This window comes from Methylobacterium fujisawaense, from assembly GCF_039619325.1.
In the GTDB taxonomy this organism is placed as follows: Bacteria; Pseudomonadota; Alphaproteobacteria; order Rhizobiales; family Beijerinckiaceae; genus Methylobacterium; species Methylobacterium fujisawaense.
Genome location: NZ_CP155000.1, coordinates 3,988,790 through 4,008,637, shown reverse-complemented (window position 1 = coordinate 4,008,637; position 19,848 = coordinate 3,988,790). Strand labels below are relative to the sequence as shown.

16 protein-coding genes are annotated in these 19,848 nt (G+C 72.1%); 2 read left to right on the top strand and 14 right to left on the bottom strand.

All coding sequences use genetic code 11. The annotated features are described in order from the left end of the window. Positions 1 to 50: 50 nt before the first annotated feature. From ABC766_RS18995 to ABC766_RS18970, 6 genes are all read right to left on the bottom strand, one after another. Positions 51 to 1,172 carry an ABC transporter permease gene (locus tag ABC766_RS18995; RefSeq protein ID WP_345819238.1) on the bottom strand — a complete coding sequence of 374 codons (1,122 nt, stop codon included), beginning with the start codon at positions 1,170 to 1,172 and terminating at the stop codon, positions 51 to 53. Positions 1,173 to 1,191: 19 nt separating this feature from the next. Continuing rightward, a complete protein-coding gene (gene rbbA / locus ABC766_RS18990) occupies positions 1,192 to 3,936 on the bottom strand; it encodes a ribosome-associated ATPase/putative transporter RbbA (protein ID WP_345822802.1) in 2,745 nt (914 codons plus the stop codon). An 8-nt stretch (positions 3,937 to 3,944) separates the two neighbouring features. Beyond that, positions 3,945 to 5,264: an HlyD family secretion protein gene (locus tag ABC766_RS18985; RefSeq protein WP_345819237.1), complete on the bottom strand. Its 1,320-nt coding sequence runs from the start codon at positions 5,262 to 5,264 to the stop codon at positions 3,945 to 3,947. Further along, a complete protein-coding gene (locus ABC766_RS18980; protein ID WP_345819236.1) occupies positions 5,261 to 6,169 on the bottom strand; it encodes a CBS domain-containing protein in 909 nt (302 codons plus the stop codon). The genes ABC766_RS18985 and ABC766_RS18980 overlap by 4 nt, the downstream gene beginning before the upstream one ends. Positions 6,170 to 6,316: 147 nt before the next feature. Beyond that, a complete protein-coding gene (locus tag ABC766_RS18975; protein ID WP_051044756.1) occupies positions 6,317 to 6,607 on the bottom strand; it encodes a hypothetical protein in 291 nt (96 codons plus the stop codon). A 195-nt stretch (positions 6,608 to 6,802) separates the two neighbouring features. Next, complete coding sequence (locus ABC766_RS18970; protein WP_043759339.1) at positions 6,803 to 7,147, bottom strand: hypothetical protein; 345 nt, start codon at positions 7,145 to 7,147, stop codon at positions 6,803 to 6,805. A gap of 295 nt (positions 7,148 to 7,442) precedes the next feature. Between ABC766_RS18970 and ABC766_RS18965 the strand changes: the two genes are divergently transcribed. Beyond that, entirely contained in the window at positions 7,443 to 7,697 is a 255-nt protein-coding gene (locus tag ABC766_RS18965) for a hypothetical protein (protein ID WP_345819235.1), read from the top strand. 99 nt (positions 7,698 to 7,796) lie between these two features. Here the strand turns inward: ABC766_RS18965 and ABC766_RS18960 are convergent, their stop codons facing one another. From ABC766_RS18960 to chpT, 8 genes are all read right to left on the bottom strand, one after another. Continuing rightward, positions 7,797 to 8,813, bottom strand: a complete 1,017-nt coding sequence (locus ABC766_RS18960) for an asparaginase (RefSeq protein ID WP_043386909.1) — start codon at positions 8,811 to 8,813, stop codon at positions 7,797 to 7,799. 147 nt (positions 8,814 to 8,960) lie between these two features. Next, entirely contained in the window at positions 8,961 to 9,500 is a 540-nt protein-coding gene (locus ABC766_RS18955) for a hypothetical protein (protein WP_345819234.1), read from the bottom strand. Between the two features lie 249 nt (positions 9,501 to 9,749). Further along, complete coding sequence (locus tag ABC766_RS18950; RefSeq protein WP_043386914.1) at positions 9,750 to 10,613, bottom strand: CheR family methyltransferase; 864 nt, start codon at positions 10,611 to 10,613, stop codon at positions 9,750 to 9,752. Next, complete coding sequence (gene cheB / locus ABC766_RS18945) at positions 10,610 to 11,830, bottom strand: chemotaxis-specific protein-glutamate methyltransferase CheB (RefSeq protein WP_043386917.1); 1,221 nt, start codon at positions 11,828 to 11,830, stop codon at positions 10,610 to 10,612. The genes ABC766_RS18950 and cheB overlap by 4 nt, the downstream gene beginning before the upstream one ends. A 57-nt stretch (positions 11,831 to 11,887) precedes the next feature. Then, the gene (locus ABC766_RS18940; RefSeq protein ID WP_043352407.1) at positions 11,888 to 12,280 is read right to left on the bottom strand and encodes a response regulator; all 393 of its coding nucleotides are present in this window, start codon (positions 12,278 to 12,280) and stop codon (positions 11,888 to 11,890) included. Positions 12,281 to 12,291: 11 nt separating this feature from the next. Further along, positions 12,292 to 12,810, bottom strand: a complete 519-nt coding sequence (locus tag ABC766_RS18935; RefSeq protein WP_043386919.1) for a chemotaxis protein CheW — start codon at positions 12,808 to 12,810, stop codon at positions 12,292 to 12,294. A 64-nt stretch (positions 12,811 to 12,874) separates the two neighbouring features. Then, positions 12,875 to 15,604: a hybrid sensor histidine kinase/response regulator gene (locus ABC766_RS18930; RefSeq protein ID WP_345819232.1), complete on the bottom strand. Its 2,730-nt coding sequence runs from the start codon at positions 15,602 to 15,604 to the stop codon at positions 12,875 to 12,877. Positions 15,605 to 15,707: 103 nt separating this feature from the next. Then, positions 15,708 to 16,430 (bottom strand): histidine phosphotransferase ChpT, encoded by a 723-nt coding sequence (gene chpT, locus ABC766_RS18925; protein WP_043352403.1) that lies wholly within the window; start codon positions 16,428 to 16,430, stop codon positions 15,708 to 15,710. Between the two features lie 390 nt (positions 16,431 to 16,820). Between chpT and ABC766_RS18920 the strand changes: the two genes are divergently transcribed. Next, positions 16,821 to 19,802: a bifunctional [glutamine synthetase] adenylyltransferase/[glutamine synthetase]-adenylyl-L-tyrosine phosphorylase gene (locus tag ABC766_RS18920; protein WP_345819231.1), complete on the top strand. Its 2,982-nt coding sequence runs from the start codon at positions 16,821 to 16,823 to the stop codon at positions 19,800 to 19,802. Positions 19,803 to 19,848 lie beyond the last annotated feature (46 nt).

The following is a 19,848-nucleotide window of genomic DNA, read 5'->3' as shown; positions in this document are numbered from 1 at the left end:
TGATTCAGATCAAGGTGCGGCGGACGGCCCCCGGCCGCGGTCCCCCGATGTCACGAGAGGGCGACCGTCTTGCGGAACCGCAGGATCGCCGCGACGACGAACACGGCGCCGATCGCGCTCACCAGCACGATGCGGGGCCAGACCGCGTCGAGACCGGCGCCCCGGTAGAGGATCGCCTGCGCGAAGGCCACGAAATGGACCGTGGGGGAGGCCTGGAGGAGCGTGGCGAGCCAGGGCGGCATGCTCTCCAGCGGCGTGTTGCTCCCGGACAGCATGGCGAGCGGCAGGTAGACCAGGAGGTAGATCAGGCCGAGCTGCGGCATCGAGCGCGCGAGGGTGCCCAGGAACAGGCCGATCGCCGTCGCGAAGAACAGGTACGCCGCCGTCCCGACCAGAAACAGCGGGATGGAGCCGATGATCGGCACGTGCAGCAGGCCCCGCACGACGAGGACGAGGGACAGGCCCACGGCCACCAGGATGACGAGGCCGTTGGACCAGACCTTCGCCATGGCGATCTCGAAGGGCGTGACTGGCATCACCAGCAGGTGTTCCAGCGTCCCCCGCTCGCGCTCCCGCACCACCGCCGCACCGGCCAGGATGATGGCCAGCATCGTCACGCTGTTGAGGATCCCCATCACGCTCGTGAACCACGCCGTCTCGGCATTGGGGTTGAAGGCGATGCGCGCGACGAGTGCCACCGGCGCCGGCGCCGCCCCCCCTGCGCGGCTGACGAAGCGGGCGACCTCGTCGGCCACGATCTGCTGCGCGTAGGCTGCGCCGAGGCCGGCCTGCACCATCGCGGTGGCGTCGATGTCGAGCTGGAGCCGGGCTGGCTTCAGACCGAGCAGGTCGGCCTGGAAGCGCGGCGGGATGTCGAGCACGAACGTGTGGGTGCCCGCGTTCAGCGCCGGGACGATGTCCCGTTCGGCGAGGGCGACGGGCGGCTTGAAATGGGGGGGCAGGAAGGCCTGCATGATCTGCCGGGACAGCGTCGAGCGGTCCTCGTCGACGATGGCGATCGCGGCGTTGTGCAGTTCCTGCGAGCTGCTCTGCGCCTGCGCCAGGATGGCGAGGGAGAAGCTGTAGACGACGAGGCCCAGCAGGACGTAGTCGCGCCCGAAGCTGCGCAGCTCCTTGGTCCCGAGCCAGACGATGTTCGCGAGGGTGGCCACGGCGCAGTCCCGTCCGCGATCAGGATTCCTGCCGGGGCATCGCCAGGCAGGCCGCCGCGGTCAGGACGGGGACGAATACAGCCAGGATGGCGAGGCTGCCGGCGAGGTCGGCCCAGCCGAGGCCCTTGGTGAAGGCCCCGAGGCTCACCGGCAGGTAATAGGTCATGGGGAAGAGCCGCCCCAGGATGCGCCCCAGGCCCGACAGGGAGGCCACGGGGACGAGCATCCCGGCGAACATGGTGGCGGGCAGCACGGTCAGGATGGCGGTGCCGAACAGGGCCGCGATCTGGGTCCGCGCGAAGGTCGAGACCAGCATCCCGTAGGCCGTCGTCGCCGTCACGTAGATCAGCGTGCCGACGACCAGGACCGAGGCGCTCCCCTTCAGCGGGACCCCGAAGACGAACCGCGCCAGCAGGACCATCAGCGCGAAATTGACGAGCGCCAAGCCGATATAGGGGAGCTGCTTGCCCAGCAGGAATTCCAGGCGCGTCAGGGGTGTCACGTAGAGATTGGTGATCGAGCCGAGCTCCTTCTCGCGCACCACCGCCAGCGCCATCATGATCGCCGGGATCAGGGCGAGCTGGAGGGCGATCTGCGCCGGCACCATCGCGAAGATGCTGTCGAAATCCTGGTTGTACTTGAAGCGGACCGCGATCTCGGCCTGGGGAGCTGGATCGGCCTTGGCAGGAAATCGCCGCGGATCGGACAGATAGCGCTGGTGCACCCCCGACAGGTAGCCCCGGATGGTCTGCGCGAAGAACGGCCGGGCTCCGTCGATCCAGGCCGCCACCTGCGTCGGCCGCCCGCGGGCCACATCCCGGCCGAAGCCCGGCGGGATCTCGATCGCGGCCGCGATGTCCCCCCGGGCGAGCCGCCGCTCGAGATCGCCGAACCCCGACAGGGGCGGGGTCTCCACGAAATAGCGCGAGCCGCCCATTTCCTCGAGATAGGCGCGGCTCGCGTGGCTCCGGTCGTGATCGAGCACCGCGAAGGCGACGCTGTTCACGTCGGTGGAAATGCCGAAGCCGAAGACCAGCATCAGGAAGGTCGTGCCCAGGACCGCGAAGGCGAGGCGGACCCGGTCGCGCGCCAGTTCCAGCGCCTCGCGACGTGCGCAGGCGAGGAGCCGGCGCGGGCTGAACGGGATGATGCCGTCCGTCCGGGGGCCGGACGGGGGAAGCCGCGCCTCCGTGATCGCGGGCGTCTGCGGGGGCGCTCCGGTGCCGCCGGCTCCGGCCCGTTCGAGGAGGGCGACGAAGGCGTCCTCCAGGGTGGCGGCCCCGCAGCGCGCCACCAGTCCCGCGGGGGTGTCGATGGCCAGGACCCGCCCGGAATCCATCAGCGCGAGGCGGTCGCAGCGTTCGGCCTCGGCCATGAAGTGGGTCGATACGAAGATCGTCACGCCCTGGCGGCGCGCGAGATCGAGCAGGAGAGCCCAGAAGCGGTCGCGTGCCGGCGGATCCACCCCGGAGGTCGGCTCGTCGAGGATGAGGAGTTCGGGCCCGTGGACGACGGCCACCGCCAGGGACAGGCGCTGCCGGATGCCGAGCGGCAGGTCCTCGGCACGCTGATCGACATGGCGGGCGAGGTCGAACTGCGCGACGAGTTCGGCCACCCGGGCGCGCCTGGCCTCGGGGCTGAGCCGGAACAGGCGGGCATGCAGGGCAAGGTTCTGCCGGACGGTCAGCTCGGCATAGAGCGAGAAGGCCTGCGACATGTAGCCGACCCGTCGGCGCGCCGCGATGCCGCCCGCGGCGACCGGCTGCCCGAACAGGAGCGCCTCGCCCTCGCTCGGCGGCAGGAGGCCGGTCAGGACCTTCATGGTCGTGGTCTTGCCGCAGCCGTTCGAGCCGACGAACCCGAAGATCTCCCCGGGCAGGATGTCGAAGCTGACGCGGTCCACCGCCGTGAAGGCGCCGAACCGCCGTGTCAGGTCGCGGGCGGTGATGATCGGCCGGTCGCGCCCGGGGGCGGCCCTGGGCGGCACCGGCGCCCGGGACGGGGGCGCGTCCGCCTGCGGCAGCAGGGCCGTGAAGGCGGCCTCGACGCCGGCCGCGCCGGTCCGCCGCCGCAGCCCCTCCGGGGAGCCCGTGGCGACCACCCGGCCGTCGTTCATGGCGACGAGCCAGTCGAAGGCCTCCGCCTCCTGCATGTAGGCCGTGGCGACCAGCACCGACATGGCCGGGCGCCGCGCCCGGATGCGCCCGATCAGCTCCCAGAACTGCCGGCGCGAAAGCGGATCGACCCCGGTGGTCGGCTCGTCGAGGATCAGCAGGTCGGGATCGTGGATCAGGGCGCAGCAGAGGCCGAGCTTCTGGCGCATGCCGCCGGACAGCTTCCCGGCCGGGCGGTCCGCGAAGGGCGCGAGCCCCGTGGCGGCCAGGAGTTCGGCGATCCGCGCGTCCCGCTCCGCCGGCTCCTGCCCGAACAGGCGGCCGAAGACGTCGACGTTCTCGCGCACGCTGAGGCTGGCGTAGAGATTGCGCCCGAGTCCCTGCGGCATGTAGGCGATCCGCGGACACGCGGCCGCCCGGTGCCGAGCCTGCGCGATGTCGCCGTCGAGCACCGTGGCGCGGCCCGCCTGAACCCGCCGGGCCCCCGCGAGTATCGCGAGCAGCGACGACTTCCCGACGCCGTCCGGCCCGATCAGGCCCACGAGCCGGCCGCCGGGGATCGCCAGCGTCACGTCGTCGAGTGCGACGGTCCGGCCGTAGCGGTGCGTGAGATGCTCGACCCGGGCGACGGTGAGATCCGGCGGCCCCATCACGCGTCTCAGGGCGCCGTGGGGATCGGCGCGGGAGCCGGTGCAGCCGGGGGCGGGCTCGGGAGGAGCGAGGCCGGCCAAGCGGCCGTCTCGTCGGTCCGCACATAGGCGATCCCGGGCAACCCGCTGCGGATGAGGCGCTCGCGTCCACGGAGGCGCTCCGGGTCGATCCGCACCCGGATCCGGAACATCAGCTTGTCGCGCTCGTCACGGGTCTCCACGGTCTTCGGCGTGAACTGCGCCTGGCTCGAGACGAAGACCACCCGCGCCGGGATGACATGCCGAGGATAGGCGTCGAGCACGATGCGCGCCTCCGCGCCGATCCGGACACGGCCCGCCTCCGGCGTCGGCAGGTAGACATCCATGCGGACATCGGCGGCGTCGAGCATCGTGAAGACCTTGCCGCCGGCGCCCAGGACCTCGCCGACATTGGCGACGCGATACTCGATGGGCCCGTCGCGCGGCGCGACGAGGGAATTGTCGGCGATGTTGACCCGGATAAAGGCGGCGCTCTGCGACTGGGCTTCGAGGGCGTGCCGGGCCGCGCCGACCCGCGCGGCCGCCGCCTCCCGGGCGGCCTGCGCCGCGTCGGCGTTCTTCCGCGCGACCTCCAGCGCATGTTCGCCGCCGCCGAACCGCGCCTCGGCCGCGCTCAGCGCCGCGGCCGCCTCGTCCGCCGCCTGCCGGCGCGTGTCGAGCTGCTCGGCGGACGCGTAGCCCCGCGCCGTGAGATAGGTCGAGCGGCTCAGCTCCTGCTGGGTGAGCTTCACGTGGCTCTGCCGCTCCTGGATGTTGGCGCGGGCCTCCGCGACGGCGCGCTCGGCCTGGCTGACCGCCGCCTGGGTGGCGAGAACCTGGGCCTGCTGCTGGACGAGGGTCCGCTCCGCCTCCTCAACGCCCTTCTGGGCCTGGCGGATCTGCGCCTCCGCCTGGCTCAGCTGCGCCTCCAGATCCCGCGTATCCATCACGGCGACGACCTGCCCGGCCCACACCAGGTCGCCCTCTTCGACGAGAAGACGCGCGATACGGCCGGCGAACTTGGTCTCGATGTCGATCACGTTCGCTTCGAGCCGGCCATTCCCGGAGGCGAAGCCCGGCGGCAGCAACGGGCGGTGGGCCTTCCACCATCCGTAGCCGCCCCCGGCGAGAATCAGCAGCACGATGGCGGCCGTGAGCCACAGGCCGCGTGATCGCCGATCCGGCCCGGCGGGGGGGCATGGCGCGGGAGACGGGACGCTGGCCCCGGGCGCGGGGACGACCTTGTCACGAAGCACCTCCGCCGTCCGGTTGCGGGCGCTGACGGAGGGCAGGACGGTGTCCACGCTCATGGGGACGCGCCCCCGATCCGTACGGCGCTGTCGGCAGGCGTGGCGGGATGCGTGGCGGGATGCGTGGCGGGATGCGGTGCGGCGGAATCCTCCGCCCGGGCGTCGTCTGGACCCGGCAGGACCGTGCCGGTGATCGGCTCGACCCACGTCAGATGGTCGCGCAGGGCGACGACGCCCGGAACGCCGTCGACGGCGGCGCGCACCGCGCCCCTTTCCCGCTCGTCGGCGATCCAGCCGTGGAGCTCGACCGTTCCGTGCCGGACGGCGACCGCGATGGTGGCCTTCGGGATGCAGACGGCTTGGTCGAAGGCCGCGAGGATGTCCTGACGGATCTCGACATCACTGCGGTGGCCCGCAGTCCCGTCCGCGTCCAAGGCGGCGCCGAGAGCCCGGACGACATCCGCCCGGCTCACGATCCCGACGACGGCGTGCCCGCGCAGGACCGGCACCCGCTTGATCCGAGCCCGTATCAGGGTCTCGACGATCGCCTTCAGGGGCGTGTCCTCCGTCACGGTGGTCACGGGGCTGGACATCACCGCCTCGACCCGCCGGCCGTGCGCGTGGACATAATCCTCGGCGAGCCGGCCGGGGCTGCGCAGATACGCGATCCAGCGCGACATGCGGTGTTCGGTGCCGAGTTCGACCCGGCGGAGCAGATCGCCCTCCGTCACCATGCCGACGAGCGCGCCCTGCGCATCGATGACCGGCAGGCCGCTGATCTCGGCGTCGAGCATGAGAACGATCGCGCGCCGCAGGGCCGTGTCGGGGCAGACGCTGACGACGGGCGCCGACATGATCTGCCGGGCGCACAGGGGATGCAGCCTCAGGGGCGACCGGTCGCCCGCGGACGGCGACGGGGCATCGGGCCCTGGGGCCTGATCCGGAACGGGGGTGAGCGCTGGCATTCACAACCTCCCCGGCTTGGGATCGGGGCATCGATCAACCGGCATCGGCAGGGCGGCCGGCCACGGAGCAGGGTGCGCAGCCCAACCTTCGGCCCGCCTTGCGCTGGATCAAGCCCGGTCGGACGGAGGGCCCGCCGCGGCCCGGAATCACGTCTGAGCGGGCGTGCCCCGCTCGTCCGGTTTCAGCCGCAGCACCGGTCCCGGCGAGGCCTGCCGGTCCATCACGGACTGGTCGATATCGCGCGCGGCATTCGCGTAGATCTCGAACCGCCGCTGGAGGACGGCCCGCTTGATGCGGTTCTTGCACTTGACCATGGCCGCGCGCGCCTTGTCGGCCCGCCGCCGCAGCTTGAGCGCCAGTTTCTCGTAGGATTTGTCGATGCGGGCGCCGACCCGTTCGGTCTCTTCGCTCAGGTTCGTAGCGAGATCGCGTTTCATGGCTTCACCTCTTCGCAGGTCTGCCATTCATCGCTGTCGGCGCAGCCTGGGCGTTGATCCAGCGCAACGTGCGGGCCGACGGGACGGCGCAGCCGCCGGGGTAAGGCGACAGGCGGCGCCCTCCCCCGTGCGGGACCGGGGTCCCGCGCGCAGGCCGGTGCCGCAGGCTTCGGCCCGGCGGGCCGTGAAACGGCGTCAAGCCATCCGTTCGCTGCTGTGGCTCATCCGGCGCGCGACGTAATCCGTGCGGTGCCAATGCTGGCCGAAGATCAGCCATGCCAGCCCGAAGCCGACGCCGCCGGCGGCGAGCAGCGCCGCCACTGCGGCCGGATCGTGGCCGTTGGCCACCCGGCGGCTCAGCGCGTGTTCGTGCGGTCCCAGATGGATCGCCTGCCGCAGCGCTTCGGGGCTCTTCAGGATGTCCTGCAGGGCCCGTCTCACGTGTTCGCCGATGCGGCCGGCAAGCCGCTCATCCGGATGGGCGCCCTCCCCGCCCCGGCCCTCATGCTCGACGACCTCGTGTGCGTGGCTGTCCGTCATAGCGCGTCTCCATGGCTGGCTGCGGGTTCACGGGCGATCCGGTCTGCCGCTGCCCGGCCGTTCCGTCCAGACGAGAGCGACGATGCGGTCCTCGACGGCCCGGATGCGGGGCGCGGACCCGCGGCAAACTCTGCCCGCCCCCGGCCGGCGAGCCTTGATCTAGCGCAACGGCGACCGGGCCAATGACGACGAGCCCGGCGCCGCACGCGGGCCGAGCCTTGCGATAGGTCAATGCGGGGAACCCGGATCGGTCTGTGATGCCGTCACACGCTCTACCTCTACGGCGGAGGCGGCCATGCGGTATCCTCTCGTTCTCGGATGTTCGATCGCTCTTGCGGTGGTCTCGTCGGCTCTGGTCCGGGCCGGCGACAGGCCGGATTCGATGGATGTTGCGGCCAACCGAAGCGACTACATCGCCAAGAGCGGTGCGACCGTGCCGAAACCGGACAAGGTCGACGTCGACGAGAGCAGCCAGATCCAGCGGCGCACGCCGGAGCAGATCCGCGACGACGCCATCACCCGCGGCATCTGCGTCGGCTGCACCCGGTGACCTCCGGCCGGGCGCGGACGACCCCGGCGCGGATCGGCCCGAACCGCGGCTCCGCCCCCCTCTCGCGCCGAGCCGGTCCCCCTTCGGGCGGGCGGTGCCCTAATACGTCGCGAACAGCCGCGCCACCGCCTCCGGCTCCGTCGTGACGGTCAGCGCCAGGGCCAGCAGGATCCTGGCCTTCTGCGGGGTGAGGTTGTCGGCGCTGAGGATGCCGCGGGTGCGCAGCCGGGTGGTGAGCGGGACGACGCCGCTGCCGGCCCGGGTCGACATCACCACCACGATCCCGGCGGCAGCCGCCGCCTCCAGGGCCTCGGCCTCGGCCGGCGGGGTCATGCCCGGGGCAAGACCGGCCGCGACGAGGCCGCGCGCGCCCGCCGACAGGAAGGCCCGGACCGCGGTGCCGTCCGCGTCGGCGTAGCCATAGACGATATCGACCCGCGGCAGCGCGGGCAGGCTGCGGATGTCGAAGGGCGTGCCCGGTGCGTGCGCCCGCTCGGAGCGGCGATAGTAGCGGACGCTGTCGCCGTCGACATGGCCGAGCACGCCGAAATCCGGCGTCCGGAAGGTCTGAAGCCGGGCCACCGAGGTCTTGGTCACCTCGCGCGCCGCCTGGATCTCGTCGTTGAGCACCACTAGCACGCCGCGCCCGCGGGAGGCCGGCGCCGCGGCGGTGCGGATCGCGGCCACGAGATTGAGCTTGGCGTCGGTGGAGAGGGCGCTCATCGGCCGCTGCGAGCCGACCAGCACCACCGGCAGGTCGATCGTCAGGGTCAGGCTCAGGGCGTAGGCGGTCTCCTCCAGGGTGGCGGTACCGTGCCCGATGACGATTCCCGCGAGATCCGCATGCTCGGCCGCGAGGCGCTCGCACAGGCGCACGAGGTCGCGCCACTCGGCAAATCCGATCGCCGGGCTCGGGACCGCCTGGAACGGGACCGGCACCACCGTGGCGACGGTGGCGAGTTCCGGGACCGCCTCCAGGATGCCGCCGGCTTCGAGGCGCCGGTCGGTGGCGGTGTAGTCGAGGATGTCGAGGGTGTCGCGCCCGAGGGACGAGATCGTCCCGCCCGTGCCGATGAACGCGACCTTGGGCAATCCGGTCCCCGATCCTGCCGCCATGCCGTGCCTCCCGACCCTGTCCGGTCGCGCGAATGCGATGGCGGAGTGATGCCGCGTCGCGCGGCCGAGGTCGACCCCGGCCGCGCGCAGGCGGGCGATGCGTCGGGCGGGCGGCCCCCCTCGGCCGGCCACGCCGGCACCGCCGGCTCAGCTCTGGAAGTCGACCAGAAGGGCCGAGAGGCTGCTGCTGCTGTTGGTGGTGCCGTTGGCGCCATAGCCGGCGCCGACCGACTGGCTGCTCTGGAGCTGCTGCATGAAGGTCGAGAGGAGGTCGTTCGTCGACTGCGTCACCGACGTGGAGGACGAGGTCCCGCTGCCGGTGCTGCCGGAGGCGGCGCTCCCCGGCGGCGGACCGGGCGGGGGGCCGGGCGGCGGACCGTCCGGCCCGGACACGTCGCCGGTGGCGTCCGCGCTCTGAATGCTCTGGCCGTGGCTGGAAAACAGGTTCTTCAGCTCCGTGGCCTGGTCGGCGGTGAGGCTGCCGCTGCTGACCTGATCGGCGATCAGGCCGTCGATCCGATCCTTCATGGAGGACGGGTCGAGCTTGGACCGGGTCGTGGTGCTGCCCGAGGCGGAGCTGTCCGACGACAGGCTCGAATCGATGCTGCTCAGGGCGCTGGTGAGCGCCGTCGCGTCGGTGCTGCTGATCGTGCCGGCCGACAGCGCGCTGCTGATCGTGTCGGACATCTGGGTCTTGGGCGACGGAGGCGGCAACCATCGCTGCGCGGAGAGCTGCGATGTCGCGGTGGATGAGACGGTACTCATGACGGGACTCGGGTCACGGATGAGCCGGATTCGCCCGGCGGCGGGTCCGTGTGCAAATTACCCACGCGAGTCTTAAGGCCGCGTTTCCGGAACCGCCCGGATCCCCGTCGCGGTGCCGGGGGCTGGGATAGCCCGGAGCCGGGGCGCGACCGGGAACCCCGATCGCTGAATTCAGAGGCTCGCGGCCATGCGCAGCGGCGGCGCCTCGGCCGGGCGCGCCGCGGCCTCGGAATGGCCGTAGAGGCCGCGGTGCTTCGGGTTGGGCGACAGCCGGTCGGTGAGGCCGATCACCGTCTCGGCGGCCCCCAGCAGGAGCGCGCCCTCCGGTGCGAGCTGCGCAGCGAGCCGCGCCAGCACGTCCGACTTCGTCGGCGCGTCGAAGTAGATCAGCACGTTGCGGCAGTAGATCACGTCGAACTGGCCCAGCGAGGCGAAGCTGTGCAGCAGGTTGAGCTGGCGGTAATCCACCATGCTGCGCAGGCTCTGGGCGATCTGCCACTGCTCGCCGACCTGGGTGAAGTACTTGATCAGCCACTGCACCGGCAGGCCGCGCTGGACCTCGAAATGGCTGTAGAGCCCGAGCTTGGCCTTCTCGATCACCTCGGTGGACAGGTCGGTGGCGACGATCTCGACCTGCCAGCCGGCGAGCCGCGGCGCCGCCTCCTGGAGCAGCATGGCCAGCGAGTAGGGCTCCTGCCCGGTGGAGGCCGCTGCGCACCAGATCCGCAGCCGGCGGCGGCTGGCATTGCGCGCCAGCACGTCCGGCAGGAGCGTGTCGCGGAACAGGTCGAAGGGGATCCGGTCGCGGAAGAAGAAGGTCTCGTTCGTGGTCATGGCCTCGACCACGGCCCGCTCGATCGTTCCGTTCTGGGCGAGCTTGAGGGCGCCGATCAGGTCGCCCAGGCTCGCAAGCCCGAAGCGGCGGCAGACCGGGGTCAGCCGACTCTCCACGAGGTAGCGCTTCTCCGGCGTCAGCGCGAGGCCGGAGCGCTGCTTCAGGAAGCTGCGCAGGAATTCGAACTCGAGTTCGGTCATGCCGGCTGCCCCGTGATCATGGCGCGGAGCGCCGTCGCGAGTTCGGGCAAGGGCAGCACGGCCTCGGCGAGCCCGGCCCGCGCGACGCTGCCCGGCATGCCCCAGACCGTGCTGGTGGCCTCGTCCTGGGCCAGAACCGGGCCGCCGGCCTCGGTGAGGGCCCGGGCGCCGTTGGTGCCGTCCGAGCCCATGCCGGTGAGGATCACGGTCGCGGTGGCAGCGCCGAACACGACCGCCGCGTCCTTGAACAGGACGTCGACCGCGGGGCGGCAGAAGTTCACCGGCGGGCCGTCGGTGAGCTTGATGATCGGGCCGCCGGCCGCCGCGGCCAGTCCCATGTGGCGGCCGCCCGGGGCCACGTAGATGCGGCCCGGTTCGACCCGCTCGTCGGCCTTGCCCTCGGCTGCGGGCAGCCCGGTACGGGTGGCGAGGTGTTCGGCGAAGACCGCGGTGAAGATCGGCGGCATGTGCTGGACGATCAGGACCGGCAGACGGCGCAGGGCGGCCGAACCGATTCCCTCCAGCATCTCGCCCACCGCCCGCGGGCCGCCCGTGGAGGAGCCGATCAGCAGGGCCCGGGGCTGCGTCCGGTTGCGGACCTTCGGCCGCAGCGTGAAGGGGGTCGCGGGGCGCGCGGCGGCCGGCGCCGGATGCGCCACGACCGCGGGTGCGTGGTGCCCGACCGCAGGCCCGGCGGGGGCGTGCGGGGTGGCCGGCACATGGCCGAAGGCGGGGCGCCGGCTCCGCGCGCGGGCGGAGCCGAACACGCGGACGCGCTCGATCAGCTCGACCCGGAACGTGTCCGAGGTGGTGACGCCACGGCTGCTCTCGGGCTTGGCGATGTAGTCCACCGCCCCGAGGGCGAGGCATTTCAACGAGATGTCGGCGTTGCGCGTGGTCAGCGTCGACATCATCACGACCTGCACGCTCGGGCTCATGGCCAGCATGCGCGGCAGCGCGGTCGTGCCGTCGAGTTCCGGCATCTCGATGTCGAGCAGGACCACGTCCGGGTCGTGCTTGGCCATCAGCTCGAGGGCGATCCGGCCGTTCGAGGCCGTGCCGACGAGCTCGAATCCGGCCTCGCCGATCCAGCGGGCCACGAGGCCGCGCACCACGGCGGAATCATCGGCCACCAGAACCCGGATCGTGGTGGCGGATGCGGTCGTGCTCGGGGTGGTGGGTGTACGGAGCGGAGCAACCGCGGGACTCAGGGCCATGATGCTTGCCTCGGGTACAGGTCGCGGGTGCAGGGGCGTCGGAGCCGAATCGTGCGGTCAGGCCGCGTCGGCGACGAGACCGACCTGTTCGAGCTTGGCCGTCAGGATGTCGCGGTCGAAGGGCTTCATGATGTATTCGTCGGCCCCCGCCCGGAGGGCGCGGGCGATCGCCCCGACATCGTTCTCGGTGGTGCAGAACAGGACCTTCGGCACGCCCCCGCCCTCGCTCTGGCGCAGGGCCTGGAGGAAGGCGTAGCCGTCCATGTTCGGCATGTTCCAGTCGAGCAGGATCGCGTCCGGCATGCTGGCGGCACAGGCTTCCAGGGCGGCGCTGCCATCCTCGGCCTCGCTCACGTTCATGCCGAGATCCTCGATGATCCGCCGGGCGACCTTCCGGATCACCGCGGAATCGTCCACCACCAGGCAGGTGGTCTCGTGGGGCGCCTTCATCGACCTCTCCCTCAAGCCGCCTTGGCGCCGGCGGGCGTGAAGCCGAGGAGTGCGTCCACGTCGAGGATCACCAGGAGCCGCCCGTCGAGGCGATGGACGCAGGTGGCGAGATCGCGGAAGCGCGGATCCAGGTTGATCGGCACCGCCTCGCGGCTGTCGGCCCCGAGCTTCAGCACCTCGCCGACGCCGTCGACCACCAGCGCGAAGGTCTCGCCGGCCTGCTCCAGGCCGATCGCCATCTTCGGGCTGGCCTTGGTGCCGTCCGCCTGGGCCTCCGCGTCGGGCAGGCCCAGCCGCCGGCGCAGGCTCATGGCCGTCACCACGCGGCCGCGCAGGTTCAGGAGGCCGACGATCTCGGCCGGCGCCAGGGGAACCGGCGTCACGCCCGAGGGGACGAAGACGTCGTGCACCCGCTCGATCGCCAGGCCGAACAGCGTCTCGCCGACATAGACCGTGACGAAGTCGTCGGTGGCGCCGGTCTCGACGCCGTTGGTGGTGGCGCCGCTGGTGTTGGCGTTGGCAGCCTGCATCGGAACTCTCCGGATTCGATCGTCTCGATCGTCTCGATCGTTTTGGGGCGGGCGGCGTGCAGGCTCAGGCGGCTTTCGACACCGTGGCGGCGCCGATCTCGGCCAGCGCCGAGATCAGGCCGCTGCGGTCGAACTTCGCCACGAGGTCGCTGATCGCCAGGGCCCGGGCGCGCTCAACCGCATCGGCGCCGATCGCGCCGCTGAGGCCGATCACCGGGAGCCCGGCGAGGCGCGGCTCGGCCCGGCGCATGGCGGCGACGAGGTCGAAGCCGCTGCGGCCCGGCATCTCCAGATCGGTGACCACGACCTCGATCTGCGGATCGGCCTGGAGGGCCGCCAGCGCCGCGTCCGCGCTCGCCGCGGTGACCACCTGGTAGCCCGCCGCCTTCAGCACCGGGCTCAGCATGTCGCGGAAGAAGGCCGAGTCGTCGACCAGCAGGATCGTGGAGATCTGCTCGGGCCGCTTCAGGCCGCGCGCCCAGTCGTCGTAGGCCAGCGGCAGGAAGTGGGCGATGTTGATGATGTCGGTCGCCCGGCCCCGCAGAACCGCCGAGCCGATCAGGTCCGACCGGTCGGCCGCGATCTCGATGTCGAGGCGCTCCTCGACGATGTCGACGATCTCGTCGACCACGAGGCCCATGGCGCGCTCGCCGTCGGAGAACACCACCAGGGCCTGCGTCCCCTCCGACTTGATGGTGATCGCCGCGTCGGCCGGGACCAGGGGCATCAGGCGCCCGCGATACTGGATCAGCGCGCGGCCGCCGAGCCACTCGACCTTGGCGCACTCGATCTCCTCGAGGCGGGTGACCAGCGACAGCGGCACCGCCTTGAAGCTGCCCTGGCCGCCCTTGAACACCAGGAGCGTCGTCTTGGTGTCGGCCATCTCCACCGCCTCGTCGGCGTCGGCGTCGATGTGGCCGCCGCTGCCCTGGACGCCCTGCGCCACCTGGCGGGCCACGCCGTTGGGATCGACGATCAGCACCACGGCGCCGTCGCCGAGGATCGTGTTGCCGGCAAACATCGGGATGTGGCGGAGCTTCACCGACATCGGCTTCACGACGATCTCCTCCGTGTGGAAGACCTCGTCGACGAGGATGCCGAAGCGCTCGCGCCCGACCTGGGCGACCACCACGAAGCCGGCCTGCTCCGCCTCCCCGCCCGGGCTCGACTGGCCGAGCAGGCCGGTGAGCGAGACGATCGGCAGGAGCCGCTCGCGCAGGCGCAGCACCGGCGCGCCGTTGATGTGCTCGACCCGCTGCGCCCCGGCATCGACCCGCACCAGCTCCAGCACCGCCACCTGCGGCAGGGCGAAGCGGTGCTCGCCGGCCCGCACGATCAGCGCGGCGACGATGGCCAGCGTCAGCGGGATCTTGATGGTGAAGGTCGTGCCGCGCCCCGCCGTCGTGGCGATGTCGATCAGGCCGCCGATGGTCTCGATGTTGGTCTTGACCACGTCCATGCCGACGCCGCGGCCCGAGACCGAGGTCACCGCCGCCGCCGTCGAGAAGCCGGCGTGGAAGATGAACTTGGCGACCTGAGCGTCGGTCATCCGCTCGACATCGGCCTGGGAGGCGAGGCCGCGCTGCACCGCCTTCTGCCGGATCGCCGCGAGGTTCAGGCCCTTGCCGTCGTCGGCGATCTCGATCGTGATCGTGCCGCCCTCGTGGTAGGCGGCGAGCCGGATCGTGCCGCGGGCGGGCTTGCCCCCCGCCACGCGCTCGGCGGTCGATTCGAGGCCGTGATCGGCCGAGTTGCGGACCATGTGGGTCAGCGGGTCCTTGATGACCTCAAGGACCTGCCGGTCGAGCTCGGTCTCGTTGCCGACCATCACGAGGTCGATCTGCTTGCCGAGTTCCGCCGAGAGGTCGCGCACCACGCGCGGCAGCTTCTGCCACGCGTTGCCGATCGGCTGCATGCGCGTCTTCATGACGCCTTCCTGCAGCTCGGCGGTGACGTGCGACAGGCGCTGCAGCGGGACCTTGTAGCTCGAATCCTCGTGGCGGCGGGCGATCTCCAGGAGCTGGTTGCGGGTCAGCACCAGCTCCGAGACCATGGTCATCAGGTGCTCGAGCGTGTCGACGTTCACCCGGATCGTCTGGTTCTTGGCGGCGGCGGTCGTCTCACCCTCGGCGCCCTCGGCCTTCTCGGCGCGGGCCGGCTCGGGCTTCTCGGCCTCGACCGGCTCGACCCTGGTCTCGGCCTTCGGCGGCGCGCTCGCCGCGGGGGCAGCGGGCGTCGGGGCCGGCGCGGCGGCAAGGGGGGCCGGCGGCGGGAGGAAATCCGATTCGTCGGGACCCGGGGCCGACAGGAAGGCAGCCTCCAGCTCGTCCAGGGTGACCTCGCCGGGCTTCAGCTCGCGGACCACCGGATCGGGCAGCACCGGCTCGGGCGTCGGCGGGGCGACGGCCTGCGGCTCGGGCGCGCCCTCGGCCATGCGCTCCAGGGCGGAGATGAGGTCGTCATCCGAGCCCGAGGGCTCGGTGCCGGTGGCTTCCAGATCGGCCAGGATCGCCTTGAGCCGGTCCAGCGTCAGCAGGATCAGGGTGACGGAATCCGACGTGGCGGGCAGCCCGTCGCGGAAGCGGCCCATCAGGGTTTCCGCAGCATGCGCCAAGGCTTCGAGCCGCGGAAGGCCGAGGAATCCGCAGGTTCCCTTAATCGTGTGCACGAGACGGAAGATGTTTCGCAGAATAGTCTCGTTGTTCGGATCCTGCTCGAATCGAACAAGTTCTGCATCAACCGTGTCGAGATGCTCCCCGCTCTCGGTCAAAAACTCGCGAAGCAGGTCGTCCATAGGCGCTACTCGTTACGCGGAGAAGGTCTCGCGCAACCTACTTACTCGCGCGGGGTTAGGGAAGCGTTTCCATCCCGGCCCCGCGTCTCGGTTTTTCAGAATTTCACGCCAGGGCCGTGTCCGAAGCCTCGCCGTCGGGGTCTTCGGGCGCTCCGATCACTGCGGGGCTCGCGGCGGGCGTGGCGGTGATAGTCACTTCATCACCCTCGATGGCGAATCGCACATCCATGGCGGCGGCCCGCGCCACGAGGCCCGCGTAGAACGGCAGGATGCCGTGCGCGTCGACGGTGCCGCTCTCGGGGCGGCCGGCCATCAGCTCCTCCACGTGGGGCGGAATGCGGGCATGCGAGCCCTTGGCCTTGAGCACCAGCGTGGGCGCCTCGGCATCGCCGGAGACGACGACGTCGATCACGCCGCCCCGGGGAATCGCCGAGGTGGCGACCATCACGAGGTTGAGGAGGAGCTTGACCTTGTTCTTCGGGAAGAGGGCCTGGGGGGCGCTCCAGGTCAGCTTGGTCTTCTCGTCGGAGAACATGCCCTTGGCCACGCCCTCGGCGTCGGCGAGGTCGATCGAGGCGCCGGCCGAGCCCGCGGCCCCGAAGGCGATGCGGGCGAATTTCAGCCGCGCCGAGGCCTGCCGGGCGCTCTTGCCGATCAGCTCCAGGGCGAAGGTCCGCATCGATTCGTCCTGGTCGTCCTCCAGGACCTCGAGCCCGTTCACGATCGCGCCGACGGGGCTGATCACGTCGTGGCAGACGCGGGAGCAGAGCAGGGCGGCGAGGTCGAGGCCGTCGAGATGCAGGGTGGGCGAGGTCGGGGAGGACATGGTGCGCTCCGGGCGGGCGGATCTGAGGTGCGGACGTCTGCGGGTCGGGGCCCCGATCGAGGCTGCCGGGTTCCGGCCGCCCGGCTCCCGGGCGCCCAGTCCTCGGCCGCCCCTGTGGCGATCGAGTCGCCCGAGGGGGTCCCGCACGGCCTGCAGGTCGGACCGGGGGCGACGACCGGTCCGCACGGATAGACGCCACGGTCAGCTTTGAAAAGCGTTACCGGATCGGACGGAGGGCGGGGCGGCCCCCGATTCCGGATGCGCGCAGCCCAGATCCGCCCAGCCCAGGATCCGCGCAGCCCTGGATCCGCGCGTCCCTGCGCGCGGGGCCGGACACGGGCGGCCCGGTCGGTTACGATGCCGGCCCCGTCGCGCCAGGGAGGATGCGGCATGAGAGACGAGACCGGTCTCCGGAACGGATCGGCCACGACGCTGCGCGCGAGCCTGAGCCCCCGGCTCGGCCTCGCCGATCCGGACGCCGCGCAGGCCCGGCTCGCCGAGATCGCGCCGGCCCTTCCGGCCGGTTTCCTGACGCCGCCGTGCCGGGACCTGCTCCTCGGCCTCGCGGACCATTCGCCCTTCCTCTGGCGGGCGGCCACCCGGTCGCCGGACCGGCTCGTCGCCCTGCTGGAACAGGCGCCGGACGCGGCCAGCCGGGACATCATCGCCCGGCAGCGCGCGGTCGGCGCGTCCTGCGGGGCGAACCCCGACCTCGCCGAGGTCGGCCGGCGGCTGCGCGCCAACCGGGAGGAACATGCCCTCCTGGTCGCGCTGGCCGATCTCGGCGGCGGCTGGGATCTCGACGCGGTGACCCAGGCCCTGTCGGCCTTCGCGGACGCCTCGGTGAGCGGGGCGGTCGAGGCGCTGCTCCGGCAGGGGATGGCGGCCGGGCGGTTCCGGCCCGCGGATCCGGAGGCGCCGCAGGACGGGTCCGGCCTGATCGTCCTCGGCCTGGGCAAGCTCGGCGGCTGCGAGCTGAACTATTCGAGCGACATCGACCTCGTCGTCTTCTACGAGGCCGGCTCCGCCGCCGCGGCCACCGGCGGCGATCCGAAGCCCTTCTTCGTCAAGCTGGCGCAGGGGCTGGTGAAGCTCCTGGCCGACCGGACCGCGGACGGCTACGTCCACCGCATCGACTACCGGCTGCGGCCGGACCCGGGCTCCACCGCGGTGGCGCTCTCCACCGGCTTCGCCTTCGACTACTACCAGACGCTCGGCCAGAACTGGGAGCGCGCGGCCTTCATCAAGGCCCGACCGATCGCCGGCGACATCCCGGCCGGCGAAGCGTTCCTCGCGGAACTGGCGCCGTTCATCTGGCGCCGGCACTTCGACTTCCCGGCCATCGCCGAGATCCACGCTCTAAAGCGGCAGATCCACATGGTCCGCGGACACGAGACCATCGCGGTCGGCGGCCACGACATCAAGATCGGCCGCGGCGGCATCCGGGAGATCGAGTTCTTCGTTCAGACCCAGCAGCTCGTCTTCGGCGGCCGCAAGCCCGCCCTGCGGGGGCGTCGTACGGTCGCAATGCTGGCCGAACTCGTCGCGCAGGGCTGGATCGACGGGCAGGCCCGGGACGAGCTGCGTGCGGCCTACACGTTCCTGCGCACCCTGGAGCACCGGATCCAGATGATCCGGGACGAGCAGACCCAGCGCCTGCCCACCGGGACCGAGGCGCTGACCGCGCTGGCGCTGTTCGCGGGCTTTTCCGACCTGGCGGCCTTCGAGGCGGCGCTGCTCCACCACGCCGGCCGGGTCCAGGCGCATTACGCCCTGCTGTTCGAGGCGGGGCCGGAGGCCGGCGGGGACGGGGCCCCCCTGGTCTTCGGCGCGAGCGAGCCGGAGCCCGCGACCCTGGCGCGGCTCGGCGCCTTCGGGTTCCGGGATCCGCCCCTGGCCTGGGAGACCGTGCAGGGCTGGCATCTCGGGCGCCGCCCAGCCCTGCGGACCGGCCGGGCCCGGGAGATCCTCGCCGAGGTGCTCCCGGCGCTGCTGCGGGCGCTCGGCGGAACCGCCGATCCGGACGCGGCGCTCCTCGCCCTCGACCGGGCCTTCGCGCGGATGCCCGCGGTGGCGGAACTCCTCGCCATCCTGCGCTCGCACGAGCGCCTGCGCCTTCTGTTCGCCGACATCCTGGGGACGGCACCGCGCCTCGCCGACACGGTGGGCCTGAGCCCGCACGTCCTCGACACCGTGCTCGACGCGGATTTCGTGACGCCGACCACCGATCCCGATCAGGTCCGCGCGCAGTACCGGGCGCTCCTGGGACAGCCGGCGAGCCACGAGGAGAGCCTCGACCGCTGCCGGGACGCCACGCGGCAGATGACCTTCGTCACCGGCGCCCGCCTCCTGTCGGGCATCCTCACGCCGCGCCAGGCCGGGGAGGCCTACGCGGCGATCGCCGACGCGACGGTGGCGCTGAGTCTGGAGGCGGAGGAGCGCCGGTTCGCCCTGGACCACGGCACGCTGCCCAAGGGACGCTGCTGCATCCTGGCGCTGGGCCGCCTCGGATCCCGGCAGCTCAGCGCGGAATCCGACCTAGACCTCGTCTTCCTCTACGATTTCGACCCGGAGAATCGCACCAGCGACGGCCGGCGCCCCCTCGACGCCGTGGTGGCCTACAACCGGCTGGCGCAACGCGTGTTCGCGGCGCTCACCACGGCCACGCGGCGGGGGCGGCTCTACGCGGTCGACCTGCGGCTGCGGCCCTACGGCAGCCACAGCCCGCCCGCCGTGCAGCTCAGCGGCTTCGCGGCCTATCACGGCGGCGAGGCGGAACTCTGGGAGCACATGGCGCTCGCCCGCGCCCGGGTCGTGGCCGGCGACGCCACCCTGGCGGTCGACGTCACGGCCGCGATCGCCCGGGTGCTCCGGCAGCCGCGCGAAACCGCCGCCGTCTGCGCCGAGGCGGGCGCGATGCGGGCCCTGGTCGCCCGGGAGCGGGGCCATGCCGGCCCCTTCGACCTGAAGCTCGCACCGGGCGCGCTGTTCGACCTCGACTTCCTGGCCCAGGCCCTCGTGCTGAGCCGGGCCCGCGACTGGCCCGGCTGCATCGGCCTCGGTGCGGAGGCGCTGTTCCGGGAGGCGGCGGCGCGCGGCCTCCTGCCCGCGGCAACGGGCGAGGCCCTCGCCGAGACCTACGGGTTCCTCGACGCCGTCTATCAGTGGCAGCGACTCGTGATGACCGATCCCGCCGCGGAGCCCTCCGAGACCGCGGCCCGGCAGATCGCCAAGGCCGTGGGCCTTCCGGACGCCCGCAGCCTCGCGGCGGAGCTGCGCCGCCACCGGCGCCGGAGCCAGGCTCTGCTGGCGCGGATCCGGCGGACTTTGCGGATGCCGGGCGCCGCGGATGTCCCGCCGGAGCACGGCTGACGGGGCCGTCCCGGCCCGACAGGCCGGCCGCACACCCGGGAGACAC